This is a genomic window from Vibrio salilacus (genome assembly GCF_002811245.1).
Classification (GTDB): domain Bacteria; phylum Pseudomonadota; class Gammaproteobacteria; order Enterobacterales; family Vibrionaceae; genus Vibrio; species Vibrio salilacus.
This window is the reverse complement of sequence record NZ_NIVQ01000030.1, coordinates 16,486-28,984: the sequence shown is the minus strand read 5'-3', so window position 1 is coordinate 28,984 and position 12,499 is coordinate 16,486. Positions and strand designations below refer to the sequence as shown.

Sequence of the window (12,499 nt, the reverse complement as noted above, 5' to 3'; positions counted from 1 at the left end):
GTTTCGCAATCCGCGAAGGTGGCCGTACAGTTGGTGCTGGTGTTGTTGCTAAGATTTTCGCTTAATTCTAACGAATTAGCTAAAGTCTTCGGAAAATCTTGGAATAAGATTTGACGAAGCAGTAGCAAAAAGGGCATCATTTGATGCCCTTTTTCTGCACTAAAGATAATGTCTGTTGATTTCTTATTCAAATAGTCATTTCGCAGGTTTTTTGGTTGAGGTGTTGCGTTTCAACCAATAAAAGAGTACGTCAATTAAGTTTAATTGCCGTTTCATGGATTTGCCCTGCAACAGCGGGGTTGTTGTCGTCTATATTAAGACTTAGACAGGTTGGTTTTATGAAAGCAAATAATGCTGAAACTCCTGATAGCTCAAATGGCGCAGACATTTTTAAGTGGATTGTCACTTTTACTCTGCTAACTGCCGCTGTTGTGGGTAATTACCTGTATGGTGAAATGTCTGTAGTGATTCGCGCTGCAGGTGTTGTTGTACTAATCGCTGGGGCACTGGGTGTCGCGGCTACAACAACTAAAGGTAAAGCTGCGATTGAGTTTGCAAAAGAATCGCGTATGGAAGTACGTAAAGTGGTTTGGCCTACACGCCAAGAAACGATGCAAACGACATTTATCGTTTTAGCTGTAAGTATTGTAATGGCTCTAGTGCTGTGGGGCATTGACGGCATTATGGTTCGTCTTGTTGCATTTGTGACTGGGGTATAGAGGGTTTTAATTCATGAGTGAAGCTCCAAAAAAACGCTGGTATGTGGTTCAAGCCTTCTCTGGATTTGAAGGCCGAGTAGCTCAATCGCTTCGTGAGCATATCAAAATGCACAGCATGGAAGAGCTGTTTGGTGAAGTTCTTGTCCCTACAGAAGAAGTAGTGGAAATGCGTGCAGGTCAGCGTCGTAAGTCTGAGCGCAAGTTCTTCCCAGGTTATGTGCTTGTTCAGATGGTTATGGAAGATGAATCATGGCACTTGGTTCGCAGTGTGCCGCGCGTCATGGGCTTCATTGGTGGTACCTCTGATCGTCCAGCTCCTATTACTGATAAAGAAGCTGATGCGATTCTTAACCGTCTTGAGAAAGCAAGTGAAGCGCCTCGCCCACGTACTATGTACGAAGCGGGTGAAGTGGTTCGTGTTACTGACGGCCCATTTGCTGACTTTAACGGTACCGTTGAAGAAGTCGATTATGCTAAGAGCCGCGTTAAAGTGTCTGTTTCGATCTTTGGTCGAGCGACACCTGTTGAGCTTGAATTTGGTCAGGTTGAAAAACTTGATTAAAAAAACAGCTTTTTAGGCTTGTGTAAGGCGCGAATTATGACTATAATTTCGCGCCTTTTTACTTCTTGTGAAGTAAAAAGTTTTTGTTGAAACGGGGAGCTGATCAGCCGATTAGCGTTCGTACCCAAAATTAGGAATAATCATGGCTAAGAAAGTTGAAGCTTATATCAAGCTACAAGTTGCTGCTGGCGCTGCAAACCCAAGTCCACCAGTTGGTCCTGCTCTAGGTCAACACGGTGTTAACATCATGGAATTCTGTAAAGCGTTTAACGCAAAAACAGAATCTATCGAGAAGGGTCTTCCTACTCCAGTAGTTATCACTGTATACAGCGATCGCTCTTTCACGTTCATCACTAAGACTCCACCTGCTGCAGTTCTTCTTAAGAAAGCGGCTGGCGTTAAGTCTGGTTCAGGTCGTCCAAACACTGAAAAAGTGGGTACGGTAACTGACGCTCAAATCCAAGAAATCGCAGAAACTAAAGCTTCTGATATGACTGGTGCTGATATCGAAGCAATGAAGCGTTCAATTGCGGGTACTGCTCGTTCAATGGGCCTAGTGGTAGAGGGTTAATAAGATGGCTAAACTAACTAAGCGCATGCGCGTAATCCGCGACAAAGTTGACGTAACTAAAGAATACGAAATCAACGAAGCTGTAGCTCTTCTTCAAGAACTAGCAACTGCTAAGTTCGTTGAATCTGTAGACGTTGCCGTTAACCTAGGCATCGATGCTCGTAAATCTGACCAGAACGTACGTGGTGCAACTGTACTACCTCACGGTACTGGCCGCGACATCCGCGTTGCAGTGTTCACTCAAGGTGCAAACGCTGAAGCAGCTAAAGAAGCTGGCGCAGACATCGTTGGTATGGAAGATCTAGCTGAGCTAGTGAAAAAAGGCGAAATGAACTTTGACGTAGTTGTTGCTTCTCCAGATGCAATGCGCGTTGTCGGTCAACTAGGTACTATCCTAGGTCCTCGCGGTCTAATGCCAAACCCTAAAGTTGGTACTGTAACTCCTAACGTTGCTGAAGCAGTTAAGAACGCGAAAGCTGGTCAGGTTCGTTACCGTAACGACAAGAACGGCATCATCCACACTACTATTGGTAAAGCAAACTTCTCTGCTGAGCAGATCAAAGAGAACCTAGAAGCACTTCTAGTGGCTCTGAAGAAAGCTAAGCCATCTTCTGCAAAAGGTACATTCCTGCAGAAAGTAAGCATCTCTACTACTATGGGTGCTGGTGTTGCTGTTGATCAGGGTAGCCTGAATACAGTTGCGTAATTAGTTTTACGAAACACTTATTTACTTAGGCGCAAAGTTTATGTATAATTTTGCGCCTAATATTTGTGGTTGGGGCTGAACTTTGGTTCATCGAATTCGTTAAGAATTCACTGTGAATTATGACCCAGTCTCCGTCCAAGACCGTAGGTGTCTGTTTTTTAAATAGGCTTAATCCTCCTACGTAGATGGTGCCCGAACTGACAGAAAGCTCTATGTAAATAGTTACCTTTCTTCTGGGAAGCACCTCAATAGCTCTCACTGTTGTGATAATAGTGAGTGGTGTAACGACAACCAGGAGTAAATCCAAGATGGCTTTAAACCTTCAAGACAAAAAAGCAATTGTTGCTGAAGTCAACGAAGCTGCCAGTGGTGCACTTTCTGCAGTTGTAGCTGATTCTCGTGGCGTTGAAGTGGGCGCGATGACTTCTCTACGTAAACAGGCTCGTGAAGCCGGTGTTTATGTACGAGTGGTTCGTAACACTCTAATGCGTCGTGCAGTTGAAGGTACAGACTACGAGTGTCTAAAAGACACTTTCACTGGTCCTACTTTAATTGCATTCTCTAACGAGCACCCAGGTGCCGCAGCGCGTCTTTTCAAAGACTTCGCTAAAGAGAACAAAGACTTCGAGATCAAAGCTGCTGCATTTGAAGGCGCGCTAACTGACGCTGAAGTACTAGCGACACTACCAACTTACGACGAAGCTATTGCACGCCTAATGATGTGCATGAAAGAAGCTTCTGCAGCCAAGCTGGTACGTACCTTCGCTGCTATCCGCGATCAAAAAGAAGAAGCTGCGGCGTAAGCCTTGCTTTTTTCTGGTTGCTTAATAAACTTATTGTTGATTTAAAAGAGAATTGTTATGTCTATTACTAACGAGCAAATCCTAGACGCAGTTGCAGAAATGTCTGTAATGCAAGTTGTTGAACTAATCGAAGCAATGGAAGAGAAATTCGGTGTTTCTGCTGCAGCTGCTGTTGTAGCTGGCGGCGCTGCTGGTGGCGAAGCTGCTGCTGAGCAAACTGAATTCGACGTTATCCTAGAGTCTGCTGGCGGCAACAAAGTTGCTGTAATCAAAGCAGTACGTGGCGCAACTGGCCTAGGTCTTAAAGAAGCTAAAGGTCTTGTAGACTCAGCTCCTGCGGCTGTTAAAGAAGGCGTAGAGAAAGACGAAGCTGAAGCTCTTAAAGCTCAGCTAGAAGAAGCTGGTGCAAGTGTTACTGTTAAGTAATTATTGCATAGTTTCTTAGCCTAACGGCTAATGGCTGGTGGTTTTATAACCACCGGCCTTTTTGCGCTGTAGGGGTCGGGTGATTTTTCCGCTGTTTGAGCACCTAATCTCTAGCAAAAAACATTTCATTAGCTCTTAATGCAATGTCACTACGATCAAACAGATATTCAGTCACTGTCTCATAACGATTGGAGACAGTTTGGGTCACTTATCAGCGAGCTGAGGAACCCCATGGTTTACTCTTATACCGAGAAAAAGCGCATCCGAAAGGATTTTGGTACTCGTCCACAAGTGTTGGACATTCCATACCTGCTATCGATCCAGCTCGATTCGTTCGAGAAATTTATCGAACAGGATCCTGAAGGTCAATATGGTCTTGAAGCTGCTTTCCGTTCTGTGTTTCCAATTCAGAGCTATAACGGCAATTCCGAGCTGCAATACGTTAGCTACCGTCTTGGTGAGCCAGTTTTTGACGTTAAAGAATGTCAAATTCGCGGCGTAACTTATTCAAAACCACTACGCGTAAAACTGCGCCTAGTTATTTTTGATAGAGACGCGCCAGCGGGTACTGTAAAAGACATTAAAGAACAAGAAGTCTACATGGGCGAAATTCCGCTTATGACAGACAATGGTACCTTCGTTATCAACGGTACCGAGAGGGTTATCGTATCCCAGCTGCACAGAAGCCCAGGCGTTTTCTTCGACAGCGATAAGGGTAAAACCCACTCATCAGGTAAAGTTCTTTATAACGCACGTGTTATTCCTTACCGTGGTTCATGGCTTGATTTCGAGTTTGATCCTAAGGATAACCTGTACGTTCGTATTGACCGTCGTCGTAAGCTACCAGCATCGATCATCCTGCGCGCTCTAGGTAAAACGACAGAAGAGATCCTAGACCTCTTCTTCGAGAAGATTAACTTCGAAGTCAAAGACCAAACCCTAATGATGGAGTTGGTCCCAGATCGTCTACGTGGTGAAACTGCCTCATTTGATATCGAAGCGAACGGTAACGTTTACGTTGAGACTGGTCGTCGTGTAACTGCACGCCATATCCGTCAGCTTGAAAAAGATGGCGTTGATCAAATCGAAGTACCAGTAGAGTACATCGTAGGTAAAGTTGCATCGAAAGATTACATCAACGAAGCAACAGGCGAAATCATTGTCGGTGCGAACCACGAGATCAGCCTAGAAGCGTTAGCGAATCTGTCTCAAGCGGGTCACAAAGCGCTAGAAGTTCTATTTACCAACGATCTAGACCACGGTCCATTCATGTCAGAAACCGTACGCATCGACAGCACCGTTGATCGTATTTCTGCACTGGTAGAAATCTACCGCATGATGCGCCCTGGTGAGCCGCCAACGAAAGAAGCGGCTGAGTCTCTATTTGATAGTTTGTTCTTCTCTGAAGATCGTTACGATCTATCGACTGTTGGTCGTATGAAGTTCAACAGTTCAATCGAACGTGAAGATGCTCAAGAGCAAGGCACGCTTGATGAAACTGATATCATCGAAGTGATGAAGAAGCTAATCGCTATCCGTAACGGCATCGGTGAAGTGGACGATATCGACCACTTGGGTAACCGTCGTATCCGTAGTGTTGGCGAAATGGCAGAAAACCAATTCCGTGTTGGTTTAGTACGTGTTGAACGTGCGGTTAAAGAGCGCCTAAGCCTTGGTGATCTTGACGCTATCATGCCTCAAGACCTAATCAACGCTAAGCCTATCTCTGCTGCGGTTAAAGAATTCTTTGGCTCTTCACAGCTGTCACAGTTTATGGACCAAAACAACCCATTATCAGAAGTAACGCACAAGCGTCGTATTTCTGCGTTGGGTCCTGGCGGTCTAACTCGTGAACGTGCAGGCTTCGAAGTTCGAGACGTACACGTAACGCACTACGGCCGTCTATGTCCGATCGAAACGCCGGAAGGTCCAAACATCGGTCTGATTAACTCTCTGTCTGCGTTTGCACGTTGTAACGAGTACGGTTTCCTTGAGACGCCATACCGTCGTGTCGTTGATGGCATAGTAACAGACGAAGTAGATTACCTATCTGCTATTCAGGAAGGCCAGTATGTTATCGCTCAGGCGAACACGGTTCTTACTGAAGAAGGCACATTCGCTGAAGAGCTGATCACAGCTCGTCAAAAAGGTGAATCAGGCCTTCACCCACGCGAACATGTTGATTACATGGACGTTGCAACTAACCAGGTTGTATCTATCGCTGCATCGCTTATCCCGTTCCTAGAACACGATGATGCGAACCGTGCATTGATGGGTGCCAACATGCAACGTCAGGCCGTTCCAACACTTAGAGCGGATAAGCCGCTTGTTGGTACTGGTATTGAGCGCAACATCGCTGTCGACTCGGGCGTGACTGCTGTCGCCAAACGTGGTGGTATGGTTCAGTCTGTAGATGCATCTCGTATCGTTATTAAAGTTAACGAAGACGAATTGATTCCTGGCGAAGCCGGCATCGATATCTACAACCTAACTAAATACACTCGTTCTAACCAAAACACGTGTATCAACCAGCGTCCATGTGTGATGCCAGGTGAACCAGTCGCACGTGGTGACGTTCTTGCTGATGGTCCTTCAACAGACCTTGGTGAGCTAGCGCTTGGTCAGAACATGCGCATCGCATTCATGCCTTGGAACGGTTACAACTTCGAAGACTCGATCTTAGTTTCTGAGCGCGTTGTCCAAGAAGACCGTTTCACGACTATCCACATTCAAGAGCTTTCTTGTGTGGCGCGTGATACTAAGCTTGGTGCTGAAGAAATCACAGCTGACATTCCAAACGTAGGTGAATCTGCTCTGTCTAAATTAGACGAGTCAGGTATCGTTTACATCGGTGCGGAAGTGAAAGGCGGTGACATCCTTGTAGGTAAAGTAACGCCTAAAGGTGAAACTCAGCTAACACCTGAAGAGAAGCTACTGCGTGCTATCTTCGGTGAGAAAGCGTCAGACGTTAAAGACACGTCTCTACGTGTACCAAACTCAGTGTCAGGTACGATCATCGACGTTCAAGTATTTACTCGTGACGGTGTTGAAAAAGACAAGCGTGCACTTGAAATCGAACAGATGCAGCTGAAAGAAGCGAAGAAAGACCTAACTGAAGAATTCCAGATTCTTGAAGGTGGCCTTCTAAACCGTGTTAAAGCGGTACTTCTTGATGGCGGGTACACTGAAGCTAAGCTAGATGCTATCGATCGTAAGAAGTGGCTAGAGCTAACGCTTGAAGACGATGCTCAACAAACTCAGCTAGAACAACTAGCCGAGCAATATGACGAGCTACGTTCAGACTTCGATAAGAAGTTTGAAACTAAGCGTCGTAAGATCACTCAAGGTGATGATCTTGCCCCTGGCGTACTGAAGATTGTGAAAGTTTACCTCGCGGTTAAACGTCGCATTCAGCCTGGTGATAAGATGGCTGGTCGTCACGGTAACAAGGGTGTTATCTCTAAGATTAACCCTGTTGAAGACATGCCTTACGATGAGAAAGGTCAGCCAGTTGATATCGTGCTAAACCCACTGGGTGTACCGTCACGTATGAACATCGGTCAGATCCTAGAAGTACACTTAGGTCTAGCAGCGAAAGGCATCGGTGACAAGATTAACCAGATGGTTAAAGAGCAGCAAGAACTGGCTAAGTTCCGTGACTTCTTACAGAAAGTTTACGACCTTGGTGATACGCGTCAGAAAGTTGATATTGCATCACTAACTGATGGCGAAGTTCGCACGCTAATCGGCAACCTACGTGGTGGTCTACCGATCGCGACGCCAGTATTTGATGGTGCGAACGAGACATCAATCAAAGAACTACTAAAACTAGGTGACTTACCAGAATCTGGTCAGCTAACGCTGTTTGATGGTCGTACAGGCGATGAGTTTGAGCGTCCGGTAACCGTTGGTTACATGTACATGCTGAAACTAAACCACCTTGTTGATGACAAGATGCACGCTCGTTCAACTGGTTCGTACAGCCTAGTAACTCAGCAACCACTTGGTGGTAAAGCTCAGTTCGGTGGTCAGCGTTTCGGTGAGATGGAAGTATGGGCACTAGAAGCATACGGTGCTGCTTACACGCTTCAAGAAATGCTAACCGTTAAATCGGATGATGTTAACGGCCGTACTAAGATGTACAAAAACATCGTAGACGGTAACCACAGCATGGATCCTGGTATGCCAGAATCGTTCAACGTATTGTTGAAAGAGATTCGCTCGCTAGGCATCAACATCGAGCTAGAAGACGAAGAGTAATCCTTTCTTTTTAGAGAATGCGATTATTTGGTAGAAGGCGCTCACTTTTGCGGGTGAGCTCCTTTTAACTCCTTACAGGAGCTGATTGTGAAAGACTTATTAAACTTTCTAAAAGCGCAGCATAAGACCGAAGAATTTGATGCAATCAAAATCGGTCTATCTTCACCAGACATGATCCGTTCATGGTCTTTTGGTGAAGTTAAGAAACCAGAAACAATCAACTATCGTACGTTCAAGCCTGAGCGTGATGGTCTGTTCTGTGCGCGTATCTTTGGTCCAGTAAAAGACTACGAATGTCTTTGTGGCAAGTACAAGCGTCTAAAACACCGTGGCGTTATCTGTGAGAAGTGTGGCGTTGAAGTTACACAAACTAAAGTTCGTCGTGACCGTATGGGCCACATTGAACTTGCTTCGCCAGTTGCTCACATCTGGTTCCTAAAGTCGCTACCGTCTCGTATCGGTCTACTGATGGATATCCCGCTACGTGATATCGAACGTGTTCTTTACTTCGAAATGTACGTAGTAACAGAACCAGGTATGACGGATCTAGAAAAATCGCAGATGCTGACTGAAGAAGAGTATCTCGATCGTCTAGAAGAGTGGGGTGATGAATTCACGGCTAAGATGGGCGCGGAAGCGATCAAAGACCTTTTAGGGTCTATGGATCTGCCTGCTGAAATCGAAGAAATGCGTGAAGAGCTTCAGTCTACTAACTCAGAGACTAAGCGTAAGAAGGTCACTAAGCGTCTGAAGCTAGTTGAAGCGTTCGTTCAATCGGGTAACAAACCTGAGTGGATGATCCTAACTGTGCTTCCGGTACTTCCGCCAGATCTACGTCCTCTAGTACCTCTAGATGGCGGTCGCTTTGCGACGTCTGATCTGAACGATTTATACCGTCGTGTGATCAACCGTAACAACCGTTTGAAGCGTCTATTAGAGCTAGCGGCTCCGGACATCATCGTACGTAACGAAAAGCGTATGTTGCAAGAGTCTGTTGATGCGCTTCTAGATAACGGTCGTCGCGGTCGTGCGATCACAGGTTCGAACAAGCGTCCTCTGAAATCTCTTGCTGATATGATCAAGGGTAAACAAGGTCGTTTCCGTCAGAACCTTCTTGGTAAACGTGTAGACTACTCTGGCCGTTCTGTAATCACAGTAGGTCCATACCTGCGTCTGCACCAGTGTGGTCTTCCTAAGAAGATGGCACTTGAGCTATTCAAACCATTCATCTATAGCAAACTTGAGACTCGTGGCCTCGCGACGACAATCAAAGCTGCTAAGAAAATGGTCGAGCGTGAAGAAGCGATTGTTTGGGATATCCTAGACGAAGTTATCCGTGAACACCCAGTACTATTGAACCGTGCACCGACACTTCACCGTCTCGGTATCCAAGCGTTCGAACCAGTACTAATCGAAGGTAAAGCGATTCAGCTACACCCACTAGTGTGTGCGGCGTATAACGCGGACTTCGATGGTGACCAAATGGCGGTTCACGTGCCTCTAACTCTAGAAGCACAGCTTGAAGCACGTACTCTGATGATGTCGACCAACAACATTCTGTCGCCAGCATCGGGCGATCCGATCATCGTACCTTCTCAGGACGTGGTATTGGGTCTTTACTACATGACTCGTGACAAGATCAACGTTAAAGGCGAAGGTATGTACCTTGCTAGCTCAGCTGAAGCTGAGAAGGCATACCGTACTAAGAGCGCTGAGCTACATGCTCGTGTTAAAGTTCGCATTACTGAGACTGTTGTCGACGAAGATGGTAATAGCACTACAGAGACTAAGTTAGTTGATACAACGATTGGTCGTGCAATGCTATGGCAAATCGTGCCAAAAGGCCTTCCGTACAGCATCGTTAACCAAAAGCTAGGTAAGAAACAGATCTCTAACCTACTTAACGAAGCGTATCGTAAGCTTGGCCTTAAAGACACGGTTATCTTTGCTGACCAAATCATGTACACAGGTTTTGCTTACGCGGCACTTTCTGGTGTGTCTGTTGGTATCGACGATATGGTTGTTCCAGCGGCTAAGTACACTGAGATCGAAGAAGCAGAAGCAGAAGTTCGCGAAATTCAAGAGCAGTACCAATCTGGTCTTGTCACTGCGGGTGAGCGCTACAACAAAGTGATCGATATTTGGGCATCGACCAACGATCGCGTAGCGAAAGCGATGATGGAAAACCTTTCATCTGAAACGGTCGTTAACCGTGACGGTGAAGAAGAGCAACAAGAGTCATTCAACAGCATCTACATGATGGCTGACTCGGGCGCTCGTGGTTCTGCCGCTCAGATTCGTCAGCTTGCCGGTATGCGTGGCCTGATGGCGCGTCCAGATGGTTCGATCATCGAAACGCCAATCACTGCGAACTTTAAAGAAGGTCTAAACGTACTTCAGTACTTTATCTCAACGCACGGTGCTCGTAAGGGTCTTGCGGATACCGCACTGAAAACAGCAAACTCGGGTTACCTAACTCGTCGTCTAGTAGACGTTGCTCAAGACGTTGTAGTACACGAACATGACTGTGGCACGCATGAAGGTGTTGACATGATGCCTCATATCGAAGGTGGTGATGTTAAAGTTGCCCTTTCTGAGCTTGCACTAGGCCGTGTTGTTGCAGAAGACGTTCTTAAACCAGGTACTGATGAAGTTCTTATTCCACGTAACACCCTGATCGATGAGAAGTGGTGTCAGATCATGGAAGAGAACTCAGTGGACAGCATGAAAGTGCGCTCTGTGGTTACTTGTGATGCAGACTTCGGTTGTTGTGCACAGTGTTACGGTCGTGACCTAGCACGCGGTCACCTAGTGAACCAAGGTGAAGCAGTCGGCGTTATCGCTGCTCAATCTATCGGTGAACCAGGTACACAGCTTACCATGCGTACGTTCCACATCGGTGGTGCAGCATCGACTGCAGCCGCAGAGAACAGCATCCAAGCTAAGACAACCGGTACGGTTAAGCTACACAACGCTAAGTTTGTAATTAATAAAGATAAGAAGCTTGTCATCACTTCTCGTGCCTCTGAACTTACCATCATTGATGAGTTTGGTCGTACCAAAGAGAAGCACAAACTTCCTTACGGTTCGTTACTAAGCAAAGGCGACAACGACGCAGTTGAATCTGGTGATACAGTGGCAAACTGGGAAGCACACACCATGCCAATCATCACTGAAGTGGCAGGTCGTATCCAGTTCGTCGACATGATCGATGGTGTCACGGTTTCTCGCCAAACAGATGACCTAACGGGTCTATCTTCAAGTGAAGTGAGTGAGCCAGCCGCTCGCCCAGCAGCAGGTAAAGATATGCGTCCAGCTATCAAACTTGTTGATGCGCAAGGTAAAGATGTAATGATCCCTGGCACTGATATGCCAGCTCACTACTTCCTACCAGGTAAAGCGATCGTGAACATGGAAGACGGTGCAGAAGTAGGTGTCGGTGATACCCTTGCTCGTATTCCTCAGAAGTCTGGTGGTAACCGAGACATCACGGGTGGTCTACCACGCGTAGCGGATCTATTCGAAGCACGTAAGCCGAAAGAGCCTGCGATTCTTGCTGAGCACACAGGTACTGTGAGCTTCGGTAAAGAGACCAAAGGTAAGCGTCGTCTAATTATCACTCGTGAGGGTGGTGATGCGTACGAAGAGATGATTCCTAAGCACCGTCAGCTTAACGTCTTTGAAGGCGAGAAAGTGGAACGTGGTGATGTAATCGCAGATGGTCCTGAGTCTCCTCATGACATTCTACGTTTACGTGGTATTCACGCTGTGACGCAATACATCGCGAACGAAGTTCAAGAAGTATACCGTCTGCAAGGTGTTAAGATTAACGATAAGCACATTGAAACTATCGTTCGTCAAATGCTACGTAAGTGTACGATTACGTTCGCTGGTGACTCTGATTTCCTAGCGGGTGAGCAAGTAGAATTTGCTAACGTTAAGATTGCTAACCGTGCACTTGAAGCGGAAGGCAAAGAGCCTGCACGCTTCGAACGTGAGCTTCTAGGTATTACTAAAGCGTCGCTAGCAACAGAATCGTTCATCTCTGCTGCATCGTTCCAAGAGACAACTCGAGTACTAACAGAAGCTGCGGTTTCTGGTAAGCGTGATGAGCTACGTGGTCTGAAAGAAAACGTAATTGTAGGACGTCTAATTCCTGCAGGTACTGGTTTCGCTTACCACCAAGAGCGTCAAGCTAAACGTGTAGAAGTGAAAGAAGGTCCGTCTGCTGAACAAGCGACAGATAACCTTGCAGCACTACTAAACGCTGGTTTTTCTTCGGATGAATAACTCTTCAGGCGAGTAATTGCTCTGTAAGACATGATAAAAGGTACCTTCGGGTGCCTTTTTGTTTTTAGAGAAAGGGGAAGTCTCGTGCTTAAAGACGACGATTATAGTCATTGCTGGAAAGTGACATTATTTTATAGAGCGACGATGGAGCGAGTGGGAATC

Annotated in this window: 9 protein-coding genes; 8 read left to right on the top strand and 1 reads right to left on the bottom strand. The window is 46.2% G+C overall.

Annotation, left to right across the window (positions count from 1 at the left end):
- Positions 1-191 (bottom strand): hypothetical protein (locus CDZ87_RS17635; protein WP_479688303.1); only part of this gene is annotated, 191 nt, incomplete at its 3' end.
- Between the two features lie 147 nt (positions 192-338).
- Here CDZ87_RS17635 and secE point away from each other — a divergent pair.
- The 8 genes from secE (at position 339) to rpoC (ending at position 12,337) form a co-directional block, all read left to right on the top strand.
- Positions 339-719 (top strand): preprotein translocase subunit SecE, encoded by a 381-nt coding sequence (secE, locus tag CDZ87_RS15110; protein ID WP_100754278.1) that lies wholly within the window; start codon positions 339-341, stop codon positions 717-719.
- 13 nt (positions 720-732) lie between these two features.
- Positions 733-1,281, top strand: a complete 549-nt coding sequence (gene nusG / locus CDZ87_RS15105; RefSeq protein ID WP_100754277.1) for a transcription termination/antitermination protein NusG — start codon at positions 733-735, stop codon at positions 1,279-1,281.
- A 142-nt stretch (positions 1,282-1,423) separates the two neighbouring features.
- Complete coding sequence (gene rplK, locus CDZ87_RS15100) at positions 1,424-1,852, top strand: 50S ribosomal protein L11 (protein WP_038176022.1); 429 nt, start codon at positions 1,424-1,426, stop codon at positions 1,850-1,852.
- A 4-nt stretch (positions 1,853-1,856) separates the two neighbouring features.
- Positions 1,857-2,558, top strand: a complete 702-nt coding sequence (gene rplA, locus CDZ87_RS15095) for a 50S ribosomal protein L1 (RefSeq protein ID WP_038176023.1) — start codon at positions 1,857-1,859, stop codon at positions 2,556-2,558.
- A gap of 308 nt (positions 2,559-2,866) precedes the next feature.
- Positions 2,867-3,361, top strand: coding sequence for a 50S ribosomal protein L10 (gene rplJ, locus CDZ87_RS15090; protein ID WP_038176024.1), 495 nt, complete (start codon positions 2,867-2,869; stop codon positions 3,359-3,361).
- A gap of 57 nt (positions 3,362-3,418) precedes the next feature.
- A complete protein-coding gene (gene rplL, locus CDZ87_RS15085; RefSeq protein WP_038176026.1) occupies positions 3,419-3,787 on the top strand; it encodes a 50S ribosomal protein L7/L12 in 369 nt (122 codons plus the stop codon).
- A 231-nt stretch (positions 3,788-4,018) separates the two neighbouring features.
- The gene (gene rpoB / locus CDZ87_RS15080) at positions 4,019-8,047 is read left to right on the top strand and encodes a DNA-directed RNA polymerase subunit beta (protein ID WP_100754276.1); all 4,029 of its coding nucleotides are present in this window, start codon (positions 4,019-4,021) and stop codon (positions 8,045-8,047) included.
- Positions 8,048-8,134: 87 nt separating this feature from the next.
- The gene (gene rpoC / locus CDZ87_RS15075; RefSeq protein ID WP_100754275.1) at positions 8,135-12,337 is read left to right on the top strand and encodes a DNA-directed RNA polymerase subunit beta'; all 4,203 of its coding nucleotides are present in this window, start codon (positions 8,135-8,137) and stop codon (positions 12,335-12,337) included.
- The last annotated feature ends 162 nt before the right edge of the window (positions 12,338-12,499 follow it).